Origin of the sequence: Gilliamella sp. BG2 (assembly GCF_046635645.1) — a bacterium.
GTDB classification, from domain to species: domain Bacteria; phylum Pseudomonadota; class Gammaproteobacteria; order Enterobacterales; family Orbaceae; genus Gilliamella; species Gilliamella bombi.
Genome location: NZ_JBIDFF010000006.1, coordinates 88703 through 114510, shown reverse-complemented (window position 1 = coordinate 114510; position 25808 = coordinate 88703). Strand labels below are relative to the sequence as shown.

The 25808-nt window shown below is 33.8% G+C and carries 19 protein-coding genes, 1 CRISPR repeat array and 1 riboswitch; of the genes, 8 read left to right on the top strand and 11 right to left on the bottom strand.

The annotated features are described in order from the left end of the window. Window positions 1-469: 469 nt before the first annotated feature. Window positions 470-1037: a CRISPR direct-repeat array (repeat unit 28 nt; unit sequence TTTCTAAACTGCCTACACGGCAGTGAAC). A gap of 360 nt (window positions 1038-1397) precedes the next feature. From ACGH6Q_RS04225 to ACGH6Q_RS04205, 5 genes are read left to right on the top strand one after another with little or no spacing between them, the layout of a single operon-like run. Continuing rightward, entirely contained in the window at window positions 1398-2963 is a 1566-nt protein-coding gene (locus ACGH6Q_RS04225; RefSeq protein WP_411592044.1) for a type I restriction-modification system subunit M, read from the top strand. Beyond that, entirely contained in the window at window positions 2960-4033 is a 1074-nt protein-coding gene (locus ACGH6Q_RS04220) for a restriction endonuclease subunit S (protein ID WP_296318188.1), read from the top strand. Before ACGH6Q_RS04225 ends, ACGH6Q_RS04220 begins: the two co-directional genes overlap by 4 nt. Then, complete coding sequence (locus ACGH6Q_RS04215) at window positions 4030-5043, top strand: hypothetical protein (protein ID WP_034911642.1); 1014 nt, start codon at window positions 4030-4032, stop codon at window positions 5041-5043. The genes ACGH6Q_RS04220 and ACGH6Q_RS04215 overlap by 4 nt, the downstream gene beginning before the upstream one ends. Then, window positions 5040-5492, top strand: coding sequence for a type II toxin-antitoxin system death-on-curing family toxin (locus ACGH6Q_RS04210; protein WP_065589930.1), 453 nt, complete (start codon window positions 5040-5042; stop codon window positions 5490-5492). The genes ACGH6Q_RS04215 and ACGH6Q_RS04210 overlap by 4 nt, the downstream gene beginning before the upstream one ends. Then, the gene (locus ACGH6Q_RS04205) at window positions 5482-8583 is read left to right on the top strand and encodes a type I restriction endonuclease subunit R (protein ID WP_411592042.1); all 3102 of its coding nucleotides are present in this window, start codon (window positions 5482-5484) and stop codon (window positions 8581-8583) included. Before ACGH6Q_RS04210 ends, ACGH6Q_RS04205 begins: the two co-directional genes overlap by 11 nt. An 85-nt stretch (window positions 8584-8668) precedes the next feature. Here ACGH6Q_RS04205 and ACGH6Q_RS04200 read toward each other — a convergent pair whose 3' ends face one another. Beyond that, window positions 8669-9373 (bottom strand): GntR family transcriptional regulator, encoded by a 705-nt coding sequence (locus ACGH6Q_RS04200; protein WP_296318191.1) that lies wholly within the window; start codon window positions 9371-9373, stop codon window positions 8669-8671. A gap of 177 nt (window positions 9374-9550) precedes the next feature. On the opposite strand from ACGH6Q_RS04200, the gene ACGH6Q_RS04195 reads away from it, so the two are divergent. Together ACGH6Q_RS04195 and ACGH6Q_RS04190 are read left to right on the top strand one after the other, a co-directional pair. Further along, window positions 9551-11440 (top strand): beta-glucoside-specific PTS transporter subunit IIABC, encoded by a 1890-nt coding sequence (locus ACGH6Q_RS04195; RefSeq protein WP_411592040.1) that lies wholly within the window; start codon window positions 9551-9553, stop codon window positions 11438-11440. A 13-nt stretch (window positions 11441-11453) separates the two neighbouring features. Beyond that, on the top strand, window positions 11454-12890 hold the full coding sequence (locus ACGH6Q_RS04190; RefSeq protein WP_411592038.1) for a 6-phospho-beta-glucosidase: 1437 nt from the start codon (window positions 11454-11456) through the stop codon (window positions 12888-12890). A gap of 79 nt (window positions 12891-12969) precedes the next feature. Here ACGH6Q_RS04190 and dinB read toward each other — a convergent pair whose 3' ends face one another. The 10 genes from dinB to rnm all read right to left on the bottom strand — a co-directional run bounded on the left by dinB (window position 12970) and on the right by rnm (window position 25321). Continuing rightward, on the bottom strand, window positions 12970-14025 hold the full coding sequence (gene dinB / locus ACGH6Q_RS04185; protein WP_065611232.1) for a DNA polymerase IV: 1056 nt from the start codon (window positions 14023-14025) through the stop codon (window positions 12970-12972). An 82-nt stretch (window positions 14026-14107) separates the two neighbouring features. Beyond that, window positions 14108-15814 carry a phosphoethanolamine transferase CptA gene (gene cptA / locus ACGH6Q_RS04180; protein ID WP_411592037.1) on the bottom strand — a complete coding sequence of 569 codons (1707 nt, stop codon included), beginning with the start codon at window positions 15812-15814 and terminating at the stop codon, window positions 14108-14110. A gap of 117 nt (window positions 15815-15931) precedes the next feature. Continuing rightward, a complete protein-coding gene (gene thiQ / locus ACGH6Q_RS04175; protein ID WP_065589937.1) occupies window positions 15932-16642 on the bottom strand; it encodes a thiamine ABC transporter ATP-binding protein ThiQ in 711 nt (236 codons plus the stop codon). Beyond that, window positions 16620-18197: a thiamine/thiamine pyrophosphate ABC transporter permease gene (gene thiP / locus ACGH6Q_RS04170; protein ID WP_411592036.1), complete on the bottom strand. Its 1578-nt coding sequence runs from the start codon at window positions 18195-18197 to the stop codon at window positions 16620-16622. Before thiP ends, thiQ begins: the two co-directional genes overlap by 23 nt. Before the next feature lie 14 nt (window positions 18198-18211). Next, complete coding sequence (gene thiB / locus ACGH6Q_RS04165) at window positions 18212-19207, bottom strand: thiamine ABC transporter substrate binding subunit (RefSeq protein ID WP_411592034.1); 996 nt, start codon at window positions 19205-19207, stop codon at window positions 18212-18214. Between the two features lie 40 nt (window positions 19208-19247). Further along, window positions 19248-19356, bottom strand: a riboswitch (TPP riboswitch). A 224-nt stretch (window positions 19357-19580) separates the two neighbouring features. Next, the gene (locus tag ACGH6Q_RS04160; RefSeq protein WP_143422084.1) at window positions 19581-20516 is read right to left on the bottom strand and encodes a hypothetical protein; all 936 of its coding nucleotides are present in this window, start codon (window positions 20514-20516) and stop codon (window positions 19581-19583) included. Window positions 20517-21012: 496 nt separating this feature from the next. Further along, entirely contained in the window at window positions 21013-22401 is a 1389-nt protein-coding gene (locus tag ACGH6Q_RS04155; RefSeq protein ID WP_085165241.1) for a hypothetical protein, read from the bottom strand. Window positions 22402-22672: 271 nt separating this feature from the next. Beyond that, window positions 22673-23677 (bottom strand): 23S rRNA pseudouridine(2605) synthase RluB, encoded by a 1005-nt coding sequence (rluB, locus tag ACGH6Q_RS04150; RefSeq protein ID WP_411592032.1) that lies wholly within the window; start codon window positions 23675-23677, stop codon window positions 22673-22675. A gap of 80 nt (window positions 23678-23757) precedes the next feature. After that, entirely contained in the window at window positions 23758-24378 is a 621-nt protein-coding gene (locus ACGH6Q_RS04145) for an L-threonylcarbamoyladenylate synthase (protein ID WP_411592030.1), read from the bottom strand. Window positions 24379-24487: 109 nt separating this feature from the next. Continuing rightward, entirely contained in the window at window positions 24488-25321 is an 834-nt protein-coding gene (rnm, locus tag ACGH6Q_RS04140) for an RNase RNM (RefSeq protein WP_411592028.1), read from the bottom strand. A 70-nt stretch (window positions 25322-25391) separates the two neighbouring features. On the opposite strand from rnm, the gene rraB reads away from it, so the two are divergent. Then, entirely contained in the window at window positions 25392-25787 is a 396-nt protein-coding gene (gene rraB, locus ACGH6Q_RS04135) for a ribonuclease E inhibitor RraB (protein WP_411592026.1), read from the top strand. The last annotated feature ends 21 nt before the right edge of the window (window positions 25788-25808 follow it).

Genomic DNA, 25808 nt, shown 5'->3' with positions numbered 1-25808 from the left:
CTGGTGTCTGGTGTCTGGTGTCTAAAATGATAATGCATTACGGTTCACCTGTCAAGTAAATTAATGATTTATTTTAATTTTTATGTTTATTTGATTGTTTAATGAACTATTCCTTTAAGGAGATTAAAGTATAGCTATTTTAAAAAAACTTGGCTAGTTTTTTATGCAATTTTTTAATTAGAATACGGTGTTAGGTTTTGTAAGTCTTAACTTTTGTGAAAATAATGAATATTGGTGATAATTTCTAAACTAAGGAATTAGTGAATTACCTAACAACCAATGGACATATAATCCTTACCATGTTATGGGATGTATTACGCCCATAAAATCGTTCAGGTAGAGCATTGATTTTATTTAATTTTTTATTTTCATTAAAATCAACCAGTTATACAGAAATTTCTACTTTTATACAAAATACCGCCTACACGGCAGTGAACTGCCGAAGAGCCGTTATTGTCTACCCTCGCATTTTCTAAACTGCCTACACGGCAGTGAACAGGAGCTGCTAGAACTATCAGATGAGCTGAAATTTCTAAACTGCCTACACGGCAGTGAACGGTAGACAAGACGAATTTTACATATTTCATTTTTTCTAAACTGCCTACACGGCAGTGAACTCTCGTTTTTTAGTGTTTGCTGTTGTTTTAATTTTCTAAACTGCCTACACGGCAGTGAACTAATGCTGTTAAAAGTTTTTTTAGTGACAAGTTTTCTAAACTGCCTACACGGCAGTGAACTTTGTAATTGATATGTAACCCCGTTAATTTCCTTTCTAAACTGCCTACACGGCAGTGAACTTAAATCACTTGAGCAATCAATTAGCGAAACATTTCTAAACTGCCTACACGGCAGTGAACTTTAATAGTTCGAAATACATTAAGGATAAAGTTTTCTAAACTGCCTACACGGCAGTGAACTTGATTTTACGACGCTACTATCTGCCGGGCGATTTCTAAACTGCCTACACGGCAGTGAACCGCAAAGCCTTTTCCGATAAGGCTTTCTAAGTTTTCTAAACTGCCTACACGGCAGTGAACTAGAAGCTAATATACTATCAATATAGTATGTAAAAAGGCAAATAGGTATTTAGGTTTTAAAAACCCTTTTTTTAGAGATAAATTTAATTTATTGATTTTATTAACTTTTAAAATATAGCTAAAAAAAGGGTTTTGTTTTTAGATTTTGTTGCTTTGTTATTTTTTAAGATTTCCCAACCTTAAAGTTCAAAATACCCATTGGCTGAGTTTTTAATATACGCCCCAGATGGAAAAATAATAACAAATCAGCTATGCTATAGCACCTATAACAGGTAGCTATAAAATGACTAATATGAAAGTAAAAATCAGTTACTTTCTAATTAGGCAGCACCTATTTTTTATTTAGGAATTTTGAAAAATATGACATCTAATAACGCTAAATCAATTACCGAAACGCAACAACGCGATCAACTACAACGACAAATTTGGAAAATTGCCGACGAAGTCCGTGGTGCTGTCGATGGTTGGGATTTTAAACAATATGTACTTGGTTCTTTGTTTTATCGCTTTATTAGTGAGAATTTTGCCAATTATATTGAAGGTGGCGATGAGAGTATCGATTACAGCACTTTATCCGACGATGTCATTAACGATGAAGTTAAAAAAGACGCAATAAAAACCAAAGGCTATTTTATTTATCCTAGCCAATTATTTTGTAAAATTGTAGCTGAAGCTAATACCAATCCAAGTTTAAATACTGACTTGGCAAATATTTTTAATGCGATTGAAAGCTCAGCCATTGGTTACCCTTCAGAAAGCGATATTAAAGGATTATTTGCCGATTTTGATACTACCAGTAACCGATTAGGTAATACAGTTGCCGATAAAAACAAACGGTTAGCGGCAGTACTTAATGGTGTGGCCGAACTGGATTTTGGTAATTTTGCAGACAATAAAATCGATCTGTTTGGCGATGCTTATGAGTATTTGATTTCTAATTATGCCTCGAATGCTGGTAAATCAGGAGGCGAGTTTTTTACGCCACCGAATGTGTCCAAGCTGATCTCGCAATTAGCCTTACATAATCAAAAAAAGGTCAATAAAATCTATGATCCAGCGGCAGGATCAGGCTCTTTATTGTTACAAGCGAAAAAGCAGTTTGAGGATCATATTATTGAGGATGGATTCTTCGGTCAAGAAATCAACCATACTACCTATAACCTTGCTCGAATGAATATGTTTTTACATAATATCAATTACAATAAATTCGAGATCGCACTAGGTGACACGCTAATTAACCCACATTTTGGTGATGAAAAGCCATTTGATGCAATCGTTTCTAATCCACCTTATTCAATTAAATGGATTGGTAGTGATGATCCAACCTTAATCAATGATGACCGCTATGCACCTGCTAGTGTGCTTGCGCCAAAATCCAAAGCTGATTTTGCTTTTATTATGCATGCATTAAGTTATTTGTCCGAGTGTGGGCGAGCGGCAATTGTTACCTTTCCGGGGATATTTTATCGTGGTGGTGCAGAACAAAAAATTCGTAAATATTTGGTCGATAATGATTTTGTTGAAACCGTAATCTCGCTCGCACCAAACTTATTTTATGGCACATCGATTGCGGTTAATATTTTGGTGCTTGCCAAAAATAAAACCGCCAAAACAACACAATTTATTGATGCCAGCAAACTGTTTAAAAAAGAGACCAATAATAATGTGCTCACTGATGAACATATTCAAGAAATTATGCAAGTATTTGCTAGCAAGCAAGATATCGAATATTTTGCTAAATCGGTCGATAATCAAACCATTGCGCAAAATGACTATAATCTATCCGTCAGTTCGTATGTTGAAGCCGAAGATACCCGTGAAGTGATTGATATCACCCAGCTTAATGCCGAAATAAAAGATACCGTAGCAAAAATTGAAAGCTTACGATCCCAAATTGACGCAATTGTGGCGGAGATTGAGGGATGATTAAACGTAATAATATAACTGAGTTATTAAAAGGTGTTGAGGTTGAGTGGAAGACGCTGGGGGAAGTTACTACTATACTAACAGCACAATCAAAAGTAAAAAAAGATAGATACAGCAAATCAGGAAAAATTCCTATTATTGACCAAGGTGAACAATTTATTGCTGGTTATAGTAATGAGAATATTCAACCTATTGAATCGGGAGAATATATCATTTTTGGTGATCATTCAGAACACATAAAATATGTCGATTTTTCTTTCATTCAAGGTGCTGATGGAATAAAAATTCTTAAAACTAAAAATGATAATACAAAATATATTTATTATGCATTTAAGAATTTTTATCATAAAGAGCTTTCATATAAAAGACATTGGTCTAATGCAAAAGAAACGTCTATTCCTATTCCTCCGCTTCACGTTCAAACCGAAATAGCCCGTATTTTAGACACATTCACAGCTCTCACAGCAGAGCTCACAGCAGAGCTTACTACACGAAAAAAACAATACAACTATTATCGAGATAAATTGTTGACCTTTCAAGAGGATGAGGTTGAGTGGAAGAATTTGGGAGAGATTGCGAAAATTAAAAATGGTAAAGATTGGAAAAAATTAGGTGATGGCGATATTCCTGTTTATGGTACGGGAGGAGTTATGGGCTATGTTAATACACATGCATATAATAAACCGACAGTACTAATTCCACGTAAAGGTTCAATCACAAATATTTTTTATCTTGAATCACCATTTTGGAATGTTGATACAATCTACTACACAGAAATAGATGAAGAAGAAATCATCCCTAAATTTTTTTATTATTATATGAAAACAATAGATCTAACCAAGTTAGATACAGGATCAGGTAGACCAAGTTTAACTAAAGCTATTTTAGATAATATCAATATCCCCATCCCCCCACTCAAGGAACAAGCACGTATTGTTGAAATCCTAGATAAATTTGATGTGCTCACCAACTCAATCACGGAGGGTTTACCGCGTGAGATTGAATTACGCCAAAAACAGTACGAGTACTATCGGAATTTATTACTTAACTTTTCCGTGGAGACACAATGACAAAAGATTTAACGACTTCTACGATTAGCCGGCAAAATATTTTAAATAATAACTTTGCACTGGAAAAAATAGAATCAACGCTTGCACTAGGTGGGATTTGTTGGTGCGATAAAACTTTTTTTACAAAAACACAAGTAGCGCAAATTTTAACTATTGATGAACGAACAATCGACAGATATATAGAAAGCCATAAAGATGAGCTTATAAAAAATGGCTATAAAATAATAAAAGGTAAAGAATTAAAATCATTCAAGGAGTATGTCGACGACATGAATGTCGTCGACATATCAAGAGCCCCGTCCTTAGGTATATTTTCATTTAGAACTGTCCTTAATATCGCTATGTTAGTAACAGAAAGCGAAAAAGCAAAATTAATTAGAAGTAAAATCCTTGATATTGTCCTTGACGTTATGGTTCAAAAATCAGGTGGACATACTAAATACATTAATCAACGCGATGAAGACTATTTGCCATCAGCTTACAAAGAGTATAACTATCGAAAAGAGTTTACAGAGGCTTTAAACCTCTATTTAGATGCTAATAAATGGAAATATGCTAAATACACAAATAGAATATACGAAATTGTTTTTTTAGAAAATGCAGCTGAATATAAAAAGATTTTAACCTTAACAGAAAAAGACTGTGTAAGGCAAACTATGTATGCTGAAGTACTTAATGCTATTGCGAGTTTCGAGCATGGACTAGCGATAGAAATGAAGCAGGCATCAGAAAAGCTTGAGCGAAAATTAACAACCGATGAAATGGATAAATTAATCGAAAGTGCGTCACAAAACCCTTATTTAGTGCCACATATACATGATGCTAGAGCTAAAATGGCTAGTCGCGATTTATGTTTTCGAGATGCTTTGCACAATAAACTAGAAGCCTATATTCAATCCGTACCACAAAGCGACTTTGATAAGTTTTTGGGAGAAACAAGTAAATCTCTAGAAGAGCGATTATCCGATCCTGAAACTTTAGCCGTTTTCAAAAGGTTAAAAGATAGATGAAACCATCCATATTTTATTTTGATATAAAACATGCTATTAAATTACACGATTGGATCATAGATAACAGTGGTGGAATGCCTGGACAACGTGAAATAGGATTACTTGATAGTGCGTTAGAGCATATTCAAAATGATGATTATTACCCTTCATTTGAAGAAAAACTCAAACATTTAATTTATGCTGTTAATAAATTTCACCCATTTAATGATGGTAACAAGCGCTCTAGTTTAGCTTTAGCTGCCTATTTTTTAGAATTAAACAATTATCAATACTGCGTTAAAAAATTTATTCAAGAAATGGAAGAAATTGTTGTATGGTTAGCTGAAGGAAAAATAAACGATAATTTACTACTTGAAATAATCGATTCTATTATTAATGAGAATGAATTTAGTGAATCTTTAAAACTTAACATAATTGAAACATTATGGATGAATAACTATGATAATTAGAACAACCCCCATCGCCGAAACCAATAGCTACATTATTTTAGATAACTACAACAAACTTGAAGAATCGGCTGCTGTTTATCAGACTGAAACGGATTTAGAAAATGAATTTATTCATGATTTAGCTCGACAAGGTTATGAATACTTACCAAATTTAAATACACATGAAAAGTTATTAGCCAATATTCGTGAGCAGTTGCAAACACTAAACAAAATGCAATTTACGGATGATGAATGGCAACGTTTTGTATTAGAGTATTTGGATAAACCCAATGAATCGATGATCGATAAAAGTCGCAAAATCCACCACGATCATATTTACGATTTTGTTTTTGATGACGGCCATATTCAAAATATCAAGTTGTTAGATAAAAAAGAGGTTACTAATAATAAATTACAAGTTATCCATCAATTTCAGCAAACAGGTAATTATGCAAATCGTTATGATGTGACGATTTTAGTTAATGGCTTGCCACTTGTTCAAGTTGAACTAAAAAAACGTGGTATTGCTATTCGTGAAGCCTTTAATCAAGTGCATCGCTATAGTAAAGAGAGCTTTAATCAAGACAATTCACTATTTAAATATTTACAACTGTTTGTTATTTCAAATGGTACCGATACGCGCTATTTTGCTAACACGACTAAACGTGACAAAAATAGCTTTGATTTTACAATGAATTGGGCGAATGTTAAAAACGAGCCGATAAAAGATCTAAAAGACTTTACCGCAACCTTTTTTGCTAGCCGAACGCTGTTAAATGTGTTATTGACTTATTCGGTGCTTGATGTGAATGACACATTGTTAATTATGCGCCCTTACCAAATTGCCGCCACCGAGCGTATATTATGGAAAATCATTAGCGCTTATCATGCCAAAAAGTGGAGTAGCTTACAAAGTGGTGGTTTTATTTGGCACACAACAGGTTCTGGTAAGACACTAACCAGTTTCAAAACGGCACGCCTTGCAACCGAATTAGAATTTATTGATAAAGTTTTTTTTGTGGTGGATCGTAAAGATCTGGATTATCAAACCATGAAAGAGTATCAAAAATTTTCAAAAGATAGTGTGAATGGTTCAAATAGTACCGCAGGGCTTAAGCGCAATATTGAGAAAACCGATAATAAAATTATTGTTACTACCATTCAAAAACTTAATAACTTGATCAAAAGCGACGATAACTTAGCGATCTATGATAAGCACGTTGTATTTATTTTTGACGAAGCGCACCGCTCCCAATTTGGCGAAGCTCAAAAAAACTTAAAGCGTAAATTTAAAAAATATTACCAATTTGGTTTTACTGGTACGCCGATTATGCATACTAACGCAATCGGAACGCAAACTACAGCGGATGTTTTTGGTCGTGAACTGCACGCTTATGTATTAACCGATGCAATTCGTGACGAAAAGGTACTAAAATTTAAAGTTGACTATAATGATGTGCGTCCTAATTTTAAATCGATAGAGCAAGAACAAAATCTCGAAAAACTCAGCGCTGCTGAAAATAAAAAAGCATTGCTCCACCCAAACCGTATTGAGCAAATCACACAATATATTCTGAATAATTTTAAACAAAAAACCCACCGATTAATGGGCAAAAGTAAAGGGTTCAATGCCATGTTTGCAGTGAGTAGTGTAGATGCGGCTAAACTCTATTATGAGTCATTCAAAAAATTACAAGAAGGTGCAAATCAACCGCTAAAAATAGCCACGATATTTTCTTATTCTGCTAATGAAGAACAAGATGCTCAAGGTAATTTTGCCGATGAAAGTTTTGAAATAGATGCCTTAAATCAAAGTGCTAAAGAGTTTTTAGCAATGGCTATTGATGACTATAATCAGGAATTTAAGTCAAACTATGATGTCAGCAGTGAGCAGTTTCAGAACTATTATCGCGATTTATCTTTAAAAGTAAAAAATCAAGAAGTCGATCTATTAATTGTCGTTGGCATGTTCCTTACAGGCTTTGATGCCCCAACACTTAATACCCTATTTGTTGACAAAAACCTGCGGTATCATGGGTTAATTCAAGCCTTTTCACGCACCAATCGTATCTATAATGCCACCAAAACCTTTGGTAATATTGTGGCGTTTCGTGATTTAGAACAAGCGACCATTGATGCAATAAAAACATTTGGTAAAAGTAATACTCATGAAGTAGTGTTAGAAAAAAGCTTTAAGGAATACATGGAAGGGTTTACTGATAAAGATTCAGGTAATTTCCACAATGGCTATCTAGCCATCGTTGCCGAGTTACAAGAAAAGTTCCCACGCCCTGATGAAATTATCAAAGAAAAAGATAAAAAAGAGTTTGTTAAATTATTTGGTGAGTACTTACGTGCTGACAATATATTACAAAATTATGATGAATTTGTTGCATTAAAGGATTTCCAACAATTAGATATGACAGATGCGCAGGCAGTTTTAGCGTTTAAAAATAAGCATTATGTGACTGATGAAGATCTGCAAAAAATGCAAGCAGTTAAACTACCGACTGACCGCACAATTCAAAATTATCGTTCAACTTATAATGATATTCGTGATTGGCTACGCCGAGAAAAAGAAGCCAATCAACAAGATCAGCAAAGATTTGACTGGGATGATGTGGTTTTCGAAATTGATCTATTAAAATCGCAAGAGATCAATCTGGATTATATTCTTGAGTTAATTTATGAACAAAATAAACAAGAAAAAACCAAACAGGACATTGTCGAAGATGCTAAGCGATTAATTCGATCAAGCTTAGAAAATCGAGCTAAAGAAGAGCTAGTTGTTGAGTTTATAAAACAAACTGATCTTGATACTATTCCAGATAAAGCCTCGATTATTGATGCGTTTTTCTTGTATGCACAGCAAGAGTTACAGGTAGAGCTTAATTCCTTAATTGAAGATGAAAATTTAAATGAAGCGGCAACAAAACGCTATATTGCATCATCATTAAAGCGAAAATATGCAACCGAAAACGGCACAGAGTTGAACGAGATTTTACCAAAAATGAGCCCACTGAATCCTCAATATTTAATTAAAAAGAACCGAGTCTTTGAAAAGATCGCCGCATTGGTTGAAAAGTTTAAGGGTGTTGGTGGTGAAATTTAATTGTTAACAGTTAAATTTGCTAATAATTAAAGGAAGATGAATGATCGATTTCTTATTCATCTTCCTAATAATTCATCATTCAAACTTACTTTGAGTGATTTTGTATACAAAATCTTGCATTTTCGTAATGATAAATGATTTTTGAAAAATCAAAAGGTTCACCTGACGAGGTATAAAATATTTCTTCAACACAAAGTGCAGGTTCGCCAGGTTGCAATCCTAAACATGGCGCCATTTTTTCATCAAGTTTTATTACCTGTAAATATTTATCAGAAAAACCAATATTAATATTATAATTTTCCTGAATGTAATTAAAAATTGAGTTTTCTACAATTTCTTTATTTAAATAACAAATTAACTTTTTACGGTAATATGACTGTTCTAAGCCATATAATTTATCTTCAACATAGCGCAATCTTTTAACAAAATAGACTTCTTCGTTATCATCACATTGTAGATTTTCTTTAACTTTTGCACTGGGCTTGATGATATCAACATTAAGTACTGTCGAAGAACCATAAACATCTTCTAGATCGACAGTAAAACCATGACTTTGCAAAAAATTGAGATAGCCTCTTTTTTTACGTTCACGAACAAAAATACCACTACCTTGCACTTGATAAATAACGCCCTGCCGCTCAAGACAATTAAGCGCTTTAACAATTGTACTACGACTGACCTGATATTGATTAATTAACCCGTCAATATTAGCAAGCTGAGTGCCTTTGGATAGTTTTTTTTGATAAATCATCTGTTTGATTTTTTTTGCAACTTCTTGATATTTAATCATTTGTTTATATTATTAATTTAATCAATAATTGAAGTAGTATTTTATACAGCTTATTTTTAGTTTTAAATTAAATAATATAAAAACTCGATCTAGATCACAAACAATATAATTGTTAATTAACAATTTTGAAATTGTCTATAAAATAATCTTACTGAATTGCTTTTAAGGAGTTTATGGATGTCATCAAAAATTAGAGATTATAACAAGCTAGCTGTTGATATTTTAAATGAGTTAGGTGGTGAGAAGAATATTGTTACCGTTTCTCGCTGTGCAACACGCCTTCGCCTTGTTACCCAACACACACCAGATCATGCAAAAGAAAACATTGCTAAATTGCCGGGTGTGATTACCGTTGTTGAAAAAGGCGGTCAAATCCAAGTGGTTATTGGTACACATGTTGATAAAGTCTATAACGCTTTTACTCAGCTAGTTAATACTGATAACAAAATTGAAGCAGGAAATGATAACAACATATTAAATCGCATCATTGCGACAATGTCGGCTGTATTCGCCCCGTTTGTCTATATTTTAGCCGCATCAGGAATTTTGCAAGGTATCTTGATTTTACTTAAATTAGCCTGCCCTGAGCTAGAAAAAACGGGGACTTTTGAGGTATTCAATTTCATCTCTTGGGCACCTTTTTTCTTTTTACCTATCTTTATTGCCATTACAGCTTCTCAGCATTTTCGTTGTAACTTATATATCGCTGTTGCTTGTTGTGCTGCGCTGTTATCACCGACATGGACAGAGTTTGCAAAACTAATTAGCGAAGGACAAGAAATTGATCTATTTGGTATTGCACTATCACAAACCACTTATGCTTCAACCGTTTTACCACCACTCTTTTTAGTTTGGTTACTTTCTTATTTAGAACGATTTTTAGAGCCTAGACTGCATAGCATTATAAAACCCGTTTTATTGCCATTATTTAGTCTTGTCATTATGGTACCTTTAACATTACTTGTTGTTGGTCCATTAACCGCAAATGGTGCACAATACATTGCCAACGGCTATAATTGGTTTGTCAGTCTAGCACCTTCAATAGCTGGTGGGATTATTGGAGCCGTTTGGCAAGTCTTTGTTATTTTTGGTGTACATTGGGGGATCACACCTGTTATCGTCGAAAACTTTAAGCAGTATGGTCAAGATTCTTTCCAAGCATTTCAAACCATTGCCGTTATTGGTCAAGTCGGTGCAGCATTAGGTTTTTATTTAAAAACCAAAACCCAAGAGATGAAAGGTATTTCATTATCTGCTTTTATCACTGGCTTATTTGGTATAACCGAACCTGCTATTTATGGTGTTAACTTACGCTTTAAAAAACCATTTATTTATGGTTGTATTTCTGCATCTTGTGGTGGTATTGTGGCAGGATTTTTTGCTCCTCACTATGTTGCTTACGCTGGTTTACCAGGTCCACTAACTATCGTTAATGCAATTAGCCCAAATAATCCTGGTTCATTTATTGGTGTCTTGATTGGTTCACTTATTGCTCTTTTAGGACCAGTAGTTTTGATCCAAATTTTGGGAACTGGCGAAACCATACAAGATACAGTTAATAGTCAAGAAAATATCAATATTGAAGATGATAATCCTAAGATTCTTCTTGATGAAGTTGACATCACAAGCCCGATGACAGGTCATGCTTTACCACTAAGCGAAGTGCCCGATCCTGCTTTTTCACAAAAACTCATGGGAGAAGGGATTGCAATTGAACCTACTGATAATCACGTTTATGCGCCTTTTGATGGCGAGGTAACTGCAGTATTTGAAAATTCTAAACATGCCATTGGGTTAACATTAGATAATGGCGTCGAATTGTTAATTCACGTGGGTATTGATACAGTTAATTTAACTAACAATGAGTTTGAATATCATGTTGAATTACATCAAAAAGTAAAAAAAGGTGATTTGCTAATCAGCTTCAATCCTGAGGCAATTAAGCAAGCAGGTTATCCATTAATTACCCCAATTATTATTGTTAATACCGATCAGTATCAACAAATTTCATTAACCGATAAAACACAAGTAACAGTTGATGATATCATATTTAACATTAAGCAATAACAAGGAATAAAAAATGACTAAAAAACCATTTTTATGGGGCGGTGCTTTAGCCGCTCACCAATTTGAAGGCGGTTGGAATGAAGGCGGTAAAGGCCCAAGTGTTGTTGATGTTATGACCGCAGGTGCTCATGGCGTTGCAAGACAAATCACTCAAGATATCGAAGCGGGTAAATTTTATCCAAACCATACAGCAATTGATTTTTATCATCGTTATAAAGACGATATCAAGCTTTTTGCCGAATTAGGCCTTAAATGTCTACGCACCTCGATCGCGTGGACTCGAATTTTTCCAAAGGGTGATGAACTTGAACCAAATGAAGAAGGTCTTCGCTTTTATGATGATGTTTTTGATGAACTAATAGCTCACGGCATTGAGCCAGTTATCACATTATCCCATTTTGAAATGCCTTTACATATTGCTCGTCATTATGGTGGTTTTAGAAACCGTAAGACTGTTGAATTTTTTGAGCGCTTTGCTACTGCATGTTTTGAACGTTATAAAAATAAAGTTAAATACTGGATGACATTTAACGAAATCAATAATCAAATGGATACTAGTAATCCTATCTTCTTTTGGACTAACTCTGGCGTACAAGTTAAACCTGATGAAAATCCGCAAGAAGTTCTGTACCAAGTTGCACACTATGAACTGTTAGCCAGTGCTAAAGCAGTAATAGCAGGTAAAAAAATTAATCCTGATTTTCAAATTGGTTGTATGGTATCGCATGTGCCAATTTATCCATATTCTTGTAATCCTGAAGATATGATGGCTTCAGAAATTGCCATGCATCAACGATTCTTCTTCCCTGATGTTCACGTTCGCGGCTACTATCCAGCTTATGCATTAAAAGAATTTGAGCGTGAAGGATATAAACTTGATATTACCGAAGAAGATTTAGGTTATTTGAAAAAAGGTACGGTTGATTACATTGGCTTTAGCTATTATATGTCTACTGTCGTTAAAGCTGATGCCAAAAATGATAATCGTGACAACATAGTTAACGGTGCACTACCTAATGCGGTTGAAAATCCTTATATAAAAAGCAGCGATTGGGGTTGGCCAATTGATCCTGAAGGTTTACGTTATACACTTAACCGTCTGTATGATCGATATCAATTACCGCTATTTATTGTCGAAAATGGTTTTGGTGCAATTGATGAACTCGAAAACGGTAATCAAATACACGATAAACCACGTATTGAATATTTAGGTGCCCATATCAAAGCCATGCAAACCGCTATAGATTATGATGGTGTTGATGTAATGGGTTACACTGCTTGGGGAATTATTGATGTTGTATCATTCACTACTGGCGAAATGAAAAAACGTTATGGCGTAATTTATGTTGACCGTGATAATGAAGGTAACGGTAGTATGAAACGCTATAAAAAAGACTCTTTTGAATGGTACAAAGAAGTCATTAGTACTAACGGTGCAAGTTTGAAATAATCATTATTAGCTTAGCTATCATTTGTTATGAGGATGTTTGAAGGCTTTGCCTGCATCCTCATTTTTATGGTTAAAAGGGCTAAAACTGAAAAATCAACTGCTTTTCAACTTGCGGATCGATTAACGTTACATGAAAACCAATTAACCGAACTCCACGCCCATTACGCCGTTCTAACCAAACTTTATGCGCTTGCTCAATTAAATCAGCTTTATCCAATTTAGACCAAACATGTTCTTGCGTAGTTAGCTGAAAATCGTCAAACTTAAATTTTACGCCTTGCCGAGCAATCGATAAATCAGCACGAACTTTGCTTAACCGTTTTTCCATTTCATCAAATAATGGATCGAACTGCAATAAACACTCTTCCCAACTATGAATATCATCAGTTAAAGTACGCTCTACCCCTACCGATTTACGTTGCCTGTCATTACACACTTCACGATCATCAATACCTTGACATCGCTCATATAGTATTCTTCCAAATTTACCGAATTGGGTAATTAATTTAGTTACATCATAATTAACAATATCATTGCATGTAAATAGTCCCAATTGAGCTAATTTTTTTTCCGTGACCTTACCCACACCTGGGATTTTTTTTAACGGTAGCTGCTCTATAAAACTATCAACGTTATCTGGTGTTATTACATATTGGCCATTAGGTTTATTCATATCAGAGGCTATTTTGGCAAGAAACTTAAGTGGAGCAACGCCTGCCGATGCAGTTAACTCAAGCTCCTTGTAAATTGCCTGACGGATATCTTGAGCAATTAAAGTCGCTGAACCATAACAAAGTTTGCAATCAGTTACATCAAGGTAAGCTTCGTCGAGTGATAAAGCCTCAATAGATTCAGTATATCGTTTAAATATTTGGTGGATCTGTTTGGAGACTTCTTTATAAACTGCATGCCTACCCGCTATAATTTTAAGGTTAGGACAAAGTTTTATGGCTTGAGCCATTGACATAGCACTGTGTATACCATACTGACGAGCTAAATAATTGGCAGTCGCAACCACGCCACGTTTACGAGGATCCCCCCCTACCGCAATAGGCATATTGCGATAACGGGGATTATCTCTCATTTCAACGGCGGCATAAAAACAATCCATATCGACATGAATAATTTTTCGCATAGAGGGTTTCACAATACTCAAATATAACTGTATAAATATACAATATTATACCTTAAATATTTGTGTAAACAACCTAAGGGAATTACTTAGTTAATTTATCAAAATCAATTAGACCATTCTTGTCATAAGGATCGCCAATCCAACGAATCGATTCATGAAAATTAGGATTAACAATACTTTTTTCAGGAACATATAAGTTATAACTTAACCCTGCTAAATCAGACCAAGTATGAATCAAATCTTGAGTACTAAATTTTCGATCTACATAAGCTTGATAGTTATTAGGATGCGTTGCCACCCATGTTGGCGATTGCCAAAGCATAAATGGCACAGTATACATAGTTTTAGTTGGTGCCTTCTCGTTTCGCCCTAACACATTATGCGGTGGCGTTTGATAAACATCTTCACCATGATCTGAAAAATATAACATAAAACCATTTTCTTTACTGTTTTTGAAGATATTAAACAGTGTTGTTGTGACATAATCGTTATAACTTATTGCATTATCATAACTATTATATACATCTACTTTATCGTCATCGAGAGGATATAGAATACTTTCCTTATCTTTAAAACGGTCATACTTACCGTCTTTTGGGTAACGGAACTCGTATTTCATATGTGTTCCGAGCAGATGGATAACAATAAATTTCTTTTCAGCGTTGTCATCTAGCACTTTTTTGAAAGGATCAAATACCGATTCATCATATTGTCTTGAACTTTGATTACGATCGTTATTCATATAAAACTGTTCATCGGCTTGTTTAGAAAACATAGTCAACATGGTATTACGCTTGGTCATGGTCTGCTGGTTAGTGATCCAAAATGTTTTATACCCTGCTTGCTTCATAAGATTTATTAATGAAGGAGTTTTAAGGTATAAATCGGGATGCTTCTCATCAGCAAAAGTTAACGCTTGTTGCAAAATTTCGATAGTATAAGGTCTTGATGAAACCACATCGTTAAATACAACAAAATCAACATTATCTTTTTTAAACTGCTCAATTTGAGGTGTGGTATTTCGCCCATAACCATAAATACTCATCCTATTACGTGTTGTTGATTCACCAATGACTAACACCAACGTCCTAGGCGTATTGCCGTTAGCATCTTTTAAATTTTCAACAGGAGGTAAAGTGTCTAAATGATTTAAAATATCTTCCATATTTTTAAGTTGAGATCGATAAGCTAAATAACTATTAATAAGTTGCCATGGCACAGTTGTTTCCATACGCGTTAGTAAATGAGTTCCGGCTTTTTCAATAGATGATTTTTTTATTATCACACTAATAAACACAGGCATTATGGCATAAATAGCTATTAATAGTGATACAATCCATTTAGTAGAAGTTTTAATATAAACAGGTCTGACTTTACTCCAAAGATAAATACCCACTAAACTATAAATAATCAATACTATAACTAATTTAATACTAAAATACTGCTGAACAAATTCGCTTGATTCACTATAATTTGATTCTGCCATAACAAAAAATACACTTTGTGAAAATTCTTGTCGATAAATCACAAAATAACCGACTGAAACCAAAGACAAACAGCCGATAATAAGACCAAATATAGTCGCAATCTTTCTTGTATAATTAGGAAAAATCAAAACAGGAATAAGCCAAATCAAACTATAGATAATTGAATCGCGAAGTCCAATTGCATTGGAATGCCCCGAAAGAAAAATATATAACTGTAATGCACTAGAAAAATAAGTGAAAAATAAAATATTAAAGATAAGTGCTGACCAGCTAAATTTGTTGGTTGCTTTTATGTTTAGCATAGATATTTAATTTGCTTTGTTATTGATCATAAAATGCAATATATGCTTGGTAGATTAATAAAACCTTAAGCTTTAAATATCTAAATTTAAATATATAAATTATTAAATGCTAACCTATTAATTTTTTGAGATATTTAAACCCAATATCTTTGCAATGTGATTATTTTCAGGTTGGTTTAATTGGTTTGGTAAACCATAAAAAACGATCTGTCCATTATCCACCACCAAACAACGAGAAAAATAACTAAGCGAATCATTAAGATTGTGTGAGACCATCATTAATGTCAAATCGAGCTCATCGCAAATTTGATCAACTAATGCTAACATCTCAAAGCGTAATGCTTGATCGAGAGCTGAAAATGGCTCATCTAACAATAAAATGGGTCGACGTTGAATTAAACAACGAGCTAACGCAACACGTTGACTCTGACCACCTGAAAGTTGTTCGGGATAACGATTATTAAAACCAGTTAAACCAACTTTAGCTAACATATCATCTATTGTTTGGCGTTCCGATGTATTTAGTTTTAAACAAGGCTTTATGCCTAAGCCAATATTTTGTTCAACATTTAAATGATCAAATAAATTATTATGTTGGAATAAAATTGAAACGGGCCGCTTTCCTGGTTGAGTGTGAGTCATATTTTGATGATTAAGTAAAATTTGCCCAGAATTTGGTGAAATAAATCCAGCAATCAAGCTTAACAATGAGCTTTTACCTGCACCACTTGGCCCAACAATAACCACCTTTTCTTTTGCAGTAATTTTGATATCAAAATGCATTTTAAAATTATCGTATTGACAATTAATTTGATTCAGTTCGATCATAATCTATCACAACCAGTAAACTAAAAGATAATATTAGCAATAATGCAGCAGTTACGGCACTTTCATGATAATGATAATACGATATTTGCTCATATAAATAATAAGGTAACGTTGTGACTGACTGGCCACCAAATAACGCAATAATACCAAAATCACCCAATGATAATATTGCTGAAAAGGCAAAACTTTGGATAATTAACTTTTTTAGTGCTTTATATTCAATTAAATAAAAATGCCAAAAACCAGTAATATTAAGTGACTGGCTTAAGTGCCAATAGCGAGATGTAACATCATACATTGGTGCAGCAAGGTTTTTTAATATAAATGGCAGTGCCATTAAACTGTTACAAAGCATCGTCAAAACACAAACAAAGACCGAACTATAAGCGTACGAAAATAACAATAAAAATAAACCAGACGCCAGCACCATGCTTGGAATAATTAAAATCAGCGATCCAATTAACATTAACCGATTACTCCATTTTATTTGCTGATTAATCAATAATCGGCTGTTTGTATAGAGTAATAATAAAGCTAGTAGCATAGCAATACTGGCTGCCCCAAAAGCAATTAGTAAAGAAAACATAACTGCACGTTGAAAGGCCACTGAAAAAAATGACCACTGAAAAAAATAAATACCTTTTATTAATATAGTTATGATGGGTAGCAAAATAAATAATGCACCAATAACAATAATAACAAAACTCGACAAAATTAAGCTAAACGAAACAGGTAAACGATAACTTTGCTTAACATATTGAGTGTTAAATTTATAGCTATAATTAAACTTTTGCATCAACCCCATAAAAAAAGCACAACAAACCAACTGCAAACATGCTAAAAGCACGGCTTGTATCAAATCAAATTCACGGATGGATTGATAAATGGCAACTTCAAGTGTGGTATATTTAGGTCCACCACCTAGAGCCAATACAATAGCAAAACTAGAAAAACAAAGCATAAAGATTAGCGATGCCATAGGTAGCAACTGTCGACGCAATAGTGGCCATTCCACCAATTTAAAATAAGTAAAACTCGAAAAATTCAATTGAGCAGCTAATTGTTTATGTTCGACTGGTACACTATTTAAGGTTTGATAAAACAAGCAACAAGCATAAGGGAAATTAAGAAATATATGTGCCAATAAAATACCTTTTAAACCATAAATGGATATCACAAAAGGCAAACCTAAATAATGACAAAACGACGCTAATAAACCATGTTGCCCATAAACAGATAATAACCCCGTTACCACAACCAACGTAGGAAATATAAAGGTGATAGGCATAATGCGTAGCAATAGATTTTTACCCCAAAAATTGACTATCGATAGGGCTTTAGCCATCAATATTGCCAATAACACAGATAGCAATGTTGATAACGTTGCTTGAAATATTGTTATCCAAATAACATGTAATAAATAACTATCAAAATAGACAGTTAAATTATTAGACTCAAAAGCAACTAAACAAAGCGCAAATAGTGCTGAACCTAATACAACTAAAATCAAGCTTGCAGCACTAATGCCAGGGATTAACGTTCTTAATTTCAACATTATACTGAATAAAACTATTTACTAATGGTAGATTTCCATTCACGCACCCAGCTCTTTTGATTATTTTTAACTTGCTTAGCATCAAACTCGAGTGCTTTATTGACTGGTTTAATTTGCTGAAAAGCTTCAGGCAACGTTATATTAATAATCGGATACATGAAATTTTTTTCAGCAAATTGACGTTGTACATCAGGCGTTAATAAATATTGTAAAAAAGCACGTGCCAATTCGGGATGCTGACTATACTTAGTAATACCCGCAACTTCGACTTGGCGATAATGCCCTTCGTCAAAAATAGCAGCAGCATAACGATGATCATTATCATTCATAATATGTGCAACTGGCGAAGTGCTATAACTAAGCACAAAATCAGCTTCGCCTTTTAAAAATAGGCCATAAGCTTCACCCCAACCTTTGGTCACTGTCACAGTATTTTTTGCTATTTTCTGCCATGCAGATGCAGCATCATCACCATATATATTTTTCACCCAAAATAATAAACCTAACCCAGGAGTGCTGGTTCGTGGGTCTTGATAGATAATTTTCCAGTTGACTTTATTATCTACTAACTCATGCATGCTGTGTGGTGGATTACTGATTTTTTGTTGATCATAAATAAAAGCGAAATAACCAAAATCATAAGGCATAAAATCACTATCCCACCAGTTGGTATTTAAATTATCTGGTTTATTGATTTGATGAGGTATAACTATTTTGGCTTGTTTTGCCTGTTCTAAAAGATTGTTATCTAATCCTAAAATTACATCGGCATTAGTTCTATCACCTTCAAGTCGCATTCGATTTAAAACCGCTACTCCATCGCCTAATGTAACAATCTCAAGTTCACAGTTACACTGTGCTTCAAACCCTTTCTCAATTGCTTTTCCTGGTCCCCATTCTGAAATAAAGGAATTATAACTATAAACAGTTAAGGTTGGTTTTACGTTGGCAGCATTTACAATAAAAGGTATCGAAAATACCAAAGATAATAACAATTTTTTACAAAACATTTTGCCTCCAAAATAGCAAATAAAAGACAAAAGGTTTGAGCAAGTGCAATAACTCAAATCCCTCCGCTGGCATGATCCAGTTCAGGTTCGGCGGGTTATGTTATCCTATCTAACATTCTCAGCCCTTTAGGGCACCCCGTTGAGAACATCAATTAGTTTAGAGGTTAGTATGAAGATTGTAAACATCAAAAGTGATAAAAATTTAATGTAGGAACAACTCACTTTATTTATGAAGCTTTAAAAAATGGCTATAAAGAATATACATGAAAACAAAACTAACGCCTTATCACTGACGAAAGATATGGCGCTTATATTATAAAGAAGATGTAACTATTACCGATTCGGTTAAACATTTACCTTTACTTAAATTAGTTTATTGAGTAATAAAAAAATTAAGTTGATTAGTTTCATCGAATGCCCCCTCAAGTTCTCTTGTAGCGAACTGATAGCTTTGATTTGAATCTCCTGCTTTCGTACATTCTGTTATGATGGCATGTTTCGTGTGAAAAGTTTCAGACGATGTTAACTGTTTGTATAACAAGGCCAAATCTTTACCTGTCAGAGTAAAAAGCTTATTCCAATCATTTAACTGCGTTTCAACAAATTCGCGACCTTTCTTACAAGTAATAGCATCTAGCTGAATATTTGGTATAGTATATTTTTTAAGCTCAGAAAATTTAGGATGTTCATTTATAAAATCAACTTTTTCATTAAGCCCTTCTGCTTTTAAAGCTTCAATAAAGCCATCTTCTCGGAATAATTTGATTTTTCGAGATTGAAATTGCCCTTTCCCTCGTAAAGTTACTTCATCTGGATAAGGTTCATCTACTGAATAATCCCAAAAATCTTTTTGACGCTCAATAAAAACATCATTAATAACTTTAACTGGTAGTTCAAGCTCTTGCTGTTCACCTTTAATAATTACTGGAACTGAATTTAAATATTTAGCTATCAACTTATCGTAAGTTTCATCACTCACATTTGAAGTTGTATAGAAAGTTGTTAATAAATAATAATTACTTTGAGTAGGATTAATTAATCCTGAACTATTAGTTGTTGAAGGTTTAGCTATAAAATTTAATGATTGATTACCGTAAGACAGTGTATGCTTACCGTATTCAAATGTATAATTCACACTTGATTTTGCTGGAATGGTTAATTCATTTCCATCAATAATCACTTTTATTTCATTTGGTGTTGGATTATCAATCATACGATCAACAGAGCTAGACGAAGTGGTATCTGAACCAAAACAACCGACCAATGTTATGCTGCAAACTAGCAACAAAGAATATTTTATTTTTTTCATCGTATTAATTTTTTTGTAAAGTTTTTAAAAGAAACCATATTTTATCATGAATTTGATAAAACAACTATTTTAGTTATCACTTCAATAATTGAATTGAAAAAGTATGGAGTTGATGTTCTGATAAACCAAACGTCGTTTTATTTTAGATGAAATTTAGTACTGATATAGCAACTTTTTAATTGTAGGAATTTCTAGTGTTGTTTACAGTAATTAATACTATAAACATTGCGAGAAATCATGCATCAACAAGGATTCAAGTTTCATTTAGCCGAAAACAGTGTTTACTAACCAACGCTGCCCCAAACAAACACATTTTTAATTTTTGACTAGATATGCTCTAATCTAGCCCGTACTTCTTTATACTGGACGAATTAAATCAACTCCGCAAATAAATAAAAACATTCAATTTACTCATTGGACACTCATTTATAAAAATGAGCACCAATGAGTAAGTAGTCTTTATTTAGTTAAATTTTAGTTATGACATTTATAGTAATTATAGATATGATAAATCCCGAACCATATCTTCAATATATACTTTTAATTCTGTTAATTGCTGTTCTTTTGCCGCTCGAAGCAAGCTATCTTTGGTTTGCAATGTTCCTTTACTGTAATTATGTAAATTTGATGGCACATTGCCAGAGTAGATATAATCATGTTTTGCTGACGTTTGTACAATGTTAAATGATTTACTGTAACTATAGATTCCATGAGCCTCAATTTCAGTGGTTAAGGTTAATTTATTGCTGTGAGTCACAGTTTGTAAATTAAACTGCTGATCTTTATAGGTTTTAACTTGCTTTTTATTACCGTTTTCGTCAGCGAATTCAATAAATTTATCAAATATTTTTTCGGTTTTGGTTTCATTGTTAACTGATTTACCAAGATCAGAAAATTCAACATTTGTCGTTACACGGATCGTGACATCTGCTTGTCCTGGTTGGTAGATAACAAATTCTATAAAGTCTTTACTTAATAGATCTGTTACATAAGATTTTAATTCTGAAGAATTATAATAAACTTTTATTTTCCCTTCTCTTTTATATTTATCTGCTTGGAAATCTGCATCGCGAAACGCTCCGTATTGGCGATAAGCCGAAGCAGCTGAAGCGTAATATTGGGCAACTTCTCGAAATTGATAACGACGTGTTGCTGTTCTGGCTAATTGTTGTGCTTGTTCATAAGCATTTTCTGCTTGTTGAGTACAGTGTTTTCTATCATTCTCAATAGAAAGTTTGTCACTATCTTTGTACTTGCCAAGAGGCTGATATACTTCCGAGGCATTATTAAATGCATCCGCAGCAGCTTTATAATTACCTTGCTGTGCTAACATTTTTCCTTGGTCATAATAATCTTTAGCAGCAAGTTGCATATATTTTTTATTTGCATTGTTATACAAACTTTCAATGTTTTTATAGTTGTATTGCTCAAATCCTTTTTTGTATAAATCGGCTTTTATTCTATAACTTTTACTATCGGTTCCTGTGATTGAATTACCATAGTCATAGTACTCTTTTGCGATACTCTCTTGTAATTTAGTAAAATCATATTTATTATCAAAAAAACTGATTTCTTGGCTATAAAATCGATCACTTAATCGCAGTTTCATTGCTAATAAATTTTGGTAGCATTCTATTCGTTTGGCATAATCCTGATTATTGGCATTTGATAAAGTTGTTTCATAATGTTGCATAACGTTATTGACGATATTTTGTAGTCGTTGTACGTCTTTTTGACCTAATTTTGCAGTACCCTTATCCTCAATACTATCCGCCAATAAGTTGATACTTTCTAAATATTTTCCTTCTTTATAAGCTTCTTCTGCTGTACGTGTATGACAAGCGGCTAATAAGAACATAAAAAAAACAGCTATAATTATACGCATAATTTTCCTTTCAATTCATTTTAGTTTATTTTTTTGCTTGTTCATCTTGTTATTAAGATGAAAACTGTTTAAATATAGCTTGATTAATAAGCTAGTTGGTGAGTCTATTATAAATTAGTTCTAATTTATTAACTTTTTTTGCTAAAAATTGATTAACTAGTTACTCATTATTATTGGGTGACAAGTCAGTTTATTTGAAATAGGAAAGGTGTGAATTATATTTTATGCTGATACCCTTAAATAACTAAACTATTTAAGGGCAGGGTAAAGGTTATTTTCGAGTTGCTTTTTGAGTTACTCTTTGCCGTGTTATTTTAGTCTGTTGATTAAGTTTGACTCGTTTAGGTCTTACTATTCTTTTGTCAGAAGAAGAACTTGTGGTGAAACTTTTAGATTCAGGTGGCAAACCGACTAGTTCACGTAAGTAATTGACTGAGTCAATACCAAGTTCTAGCCAAGTTCCGCGTGATAATCCTTTGGGTAAAGTGATATTGCCATAGCGAATGCGTAGCAATCGACTAACTTGCACATCAATAGCTTCCCACATTCTACGAACTTCTCGATTACGGCCTTCTGTTATAACTACATTAAACCATTGGTTAATTCCATCACCACCTTGTGCTTTAATTGATTGAAATGAGGCTGGGCCATCTTCTAGTTGCACCCCTTTACGAAGTTGGTTAATTTGTTGATCAGCCACATTACCAAATACTCGCACTGCATATTCACGCTCAATCTCGTGCCGTGGATGCATTAATCGATTAGCTAATTCACCATCAGTTGTGAATAATAATAAGCCCGATGTATTGATATCAAGTCTGCCAATGTTCACCCAACGAGCATTTTTTAATCTAGGTAAACGCTCAAAAACCGTCGCACGTCCTTGAGGATCATTCCGTGAACAAATTTCACCTTCTGGTTTATAATAAGCTAGTACTCGGCAAACTTCTTTTTCTTTACTTCTTAGCTGAACTAAATGACCATTGATACGAATTTTCGGATTGGCATTAACATCAACCCGATCGCCTAATGTGGCAATTTTTCCATCTACACTGATTTTACCTGCCACAATCATGGCTTCAATCTCTCGGCGTGATCCATTACCTAAATTAGCTAATACTTTTTGGAGTTTTTCAGTATTATCATGTACCGATGTTTTGCGTGTAATAGCTGGTACTCTTGAGGTTTTTGGTTTTTCATAGAGTTGCTTTTCCTTTGCTTTAACGCTATTTGTCTTTTTGCCAAGTTGTGGGAATGCTGATTTGCTATTTTTCATAAAATCCTCGCTGTTACCTTCTCAGGTATCAATTTTCTATTAGCTATATTGTCGATATATTGACAATAAAAAATGGACATTTATTCGAATGGCTTAGTGTCTCCACTTCCTTTGCGAATAACTGTTGGATAGTCATTAGTCAAGTCAATTACGCTGGTAGGTTGTTGACCTATATAACCACCATGCACAATCGCATCAAGCTGATAACCTATTTTATCTTCTATTTCGTCGGGATCGGATTGCGCTTGGTCATCATTAGGTAAAATTAATGTCGCAGTCATTAATGGCTGCCCTAATAATTCGAGCAACGCTAAATCAATTTTATTATCAGGAATTCTTAGTCCAATTGTTTTGCGTTTTTCATTCATCAATCGACGGGGTACTTCTTTACTTGCCTGTAAAATAAAAACATATTTACCCGGGGTATTATTTTTTAGTAACCGAAAAGTTGCGTTATCGACAAAAGCATAACTAGATAGTTCAGAAAGATCACGGCACATCAAGGTAAAATTGTGATTTTTATCAAGTTGACGAATTTGACAAATTCGATCAACACCCGATTTATTGTCTAGTAAACAACCCAGTGAATATCCTGAATCGGTCGGAAAAGCTATAACACCACCATCATTTAATATGTTGACAACTTGATTTAATAATCGAGTTTGCGGATTATCTGGATGAATATAAAAAGTTTGACTCATAATTTTCTTCTATATCAATATTATTGTTAATCAGATTTGCATGATTAAATTTTATATCGTTAACCTTATAGTGAAGCACGAATATAAATCGATTTTAAACCAGATTTATTTAGAGTTTCCAATTATGCCAAATTGGTATAACACTACCGGGTAGTGGGGTTGTTTTCCCTAAATCTAAATAGGTGTCAACACCATGAAAATCCGATCCTTGTGATGCCAATAGTTCAAATTCATTGGCTAATTTAGCTAACTTTTGTAAATCATCTTGCGTTTGCCTGCTTTGTGAAACTTCAATTGCATCACCACCACTAGATTTAAACTCACTTATTAATAATTTCAATTTAGTTAAAGTTAGATCATAGCGACTTGGATGCGCAAGTACTGCTTGCCCTCTTGCCGCATGAATGGCATTAACTGCATCTGAAATACTACACCATGTTGCAGGTACATAAGCATAACCACCTTTTCCTAAGTACGTTTTAAAGGCGCGTTTAATGTCTTTAACATAGCCGTTAGCAACTAAAAATCTTGCAAAATGAGCACGCGAAACAATGTCTCCTTTTGCAAATTGTTGTGCTTGTTGATAAGCGTTTTCAATACTAACTTTAGCTAATTTATGGTCTATAGCCAACGCTCGATCGATTCTTCCTTGTTCTTGTGATGATAGCAGTGTCGTTAACTCAGGATGTGCAATATCAATATTTAACCCAACAATATGGATTTCGTTGTTTTTCCAAGAAGTTGATATTTCAACACCACAAGCTAATTTAATAGGTAACTTTTCGTTAGCAATCGTTTTTTGAGCTTCAGGTAAACCTTTAACGGTGTCATGATCGGTAATAGCCAAAATAGCAATTTGGTTATCCACAGCTCTTTTGACAAGATCGCTAGGTGTTAAAAGACCATCCGATGCCGTAGTATGTGAATGTAAATCAACGATCATTTTTTTCTCGAAAATTATTTTGAAACGTGTAATATACCACACAATTTGCATGACCACTAAAAGGTATATTATGAAAGATCAAATTCGCCTTGCTCAACAAGATACTAGCGCAATTATTGAGGAACTATTAGAAGATGGTAGCGATCCTCATGCACTTTATATCATTGAGCATCACATTTCATCACAACATTTTGATAAATTAGAAAAAGTGGCAGTAGAAGCCTATAAATTAGGCTATGAAGCAACCGATCCCGATGAAGATATTGACGATGTAGGCAATGTGGTTATCGGTTTTGATATTGTTACCGAAAGCCCACTCAATGCCGAAATAATAAATGCACAAATTGCAGAAATCATCACACTTACTACTCAATTTGACGTCAATTATGATGGTTGGGGCACTTATTTTGAAGATGGGAATGATGACGATTTTGACGAAATGGAGCTAATGGAAACGCTTCATTAAATATCATCAACTCCCTTTCTT

Excerpts from the sequence above, each read along its gene's own strand:
- ACGH6Q_RS04155 (WP_085165241.1), bottom strand. The coding sequence starts at position 22,401 with ATGCGTATAATTATAGCTGTTTTTTTTATGTTCTTATTAGCCGCTTGT.
- ACGH6Q_RS04190 (WP_411592038.1), top strand. The coding sequence starts at position 11,454 with ATGACTAAAAAACCATTTTTATGGGGCGGTGCTTTAGCCGCTCACCAA.
- thiP (WP_411592036.1), bottom strand. The coding sequence starts at position 18,197 with ATGTTGAAATTAAGAACGTTAATCCCTGGCATTAGTGCTGCAAGCTTG.
- cptA (WP_411592037.1), bottom strand. The coding sequence starts at position 15,814 with ATGCTAAACATAAAAGCAACCAACAAATTTAGCTGGTCAGCACTTATC.
- ACGH6Q_RS04225 (WP_411592044.1), top strand. The coding sequence starts at position 1,398 with ATGACATCTAATAACGCTAAATCAATTACCGAAACGCAACAACGCGAT.
- dinB (WP_065611232.1), bottom strand. The coding sequence starts at position 14,025 with ATGCGAAAAATTATTCATGTCGATATGGATTGTTTTTATGCCGCCGTT.
- ACGH6Q_RS04215 (WP_034911642.1), top strand. The coding sequence starts at position 4,030 with ATGACAAAAGATTTAACGACTTCTACGATTAGCCGGCAAAATATTTTA.
- rnm (WP_411592028.1), bottom strand. The coding sequence starts at position 25,321 with ATGATCGTTGATTTACATTCACATACTACGGCATCGGATGGTCTTTTA.
- ACGH6Q_RS04145 (WP_411592030.1), bottom strand. The coding sequence starts at position 24,378 with ATGAGTCAAACTTTTTATATTCATCCAGATAATCCGCAAACTCGATTA.
- ACGH6Q_RS04160 (WP_143422084.1), bottom strand. The coding sequence starts at position 20,516 with ATGAAAAAAATAAAATATTCTTTGTTGCTAGTTTGCAGCATAACATTG.
- thiB (WP_411592034.1), bottom strand. The coding sequence starts at position 19,207 with ATGTTTTGTAAAAAATTGTTATTATCTTTGGTATTTTCGATACCTTTT.
- rraB (WP_411592026.1), top strand. The coding sequence starts at position 25,392 with ATGAAAGATCAAATTCGCCTTGCTCAACAAGATACTAGCGCAATTATT.
- ACGH6Q_RS04200 (WP_296318191.1), bottom strand. The coding sequence starts at position 9,373 with ATGATTAAATATCAAGAAGTTGCAAAAAAAATCAAACAGATGATTTAT.
- thiQ (WP_065589937.1), bottom strand. The coding sequence starts at position 16,642 with ATGATCGAACTGAATCAAATTAATTGTCAATACGATAATTTTAAAATG.
- ACGH6Q_RS04205 (WP_411592042.1), top strand. The coding sequence starts at position 5,482 with ATGATAATTAGAACAACCCCCATCGCCGAAACCAATAGCTACATTATT.
- rluB (WP_411592032.1), bottom strand. The coding sequence starts at position 23,677 with ATGAAAAATAGCAAATCAGCATTCCCACAACTTGGCAAAAAGACAAAT.
- ACGH6Q_RS04220 (WP_296318188.1), top strand. The coding sequence starts at position 2,960 with ATGATTAAACGTAATAATATAACTGAGTTATTAAAAGGTGTTGAGGTT.
- ACGH6Q_RS04195 (WP_411592040.1), top strand. The coding sequence starts at position 9,551 with ATGTCATCAAAAATTAGAGATTATAACAAGCTAGCTGTTGATATTTTA.
- ACGH6Q_RS04210 (WP_065589930.1), top strand. The coding sequence starts at position 5,040 with ATGAAACCATCCATATTTTATTTTGATATAAAACATGCTATTAAATTA.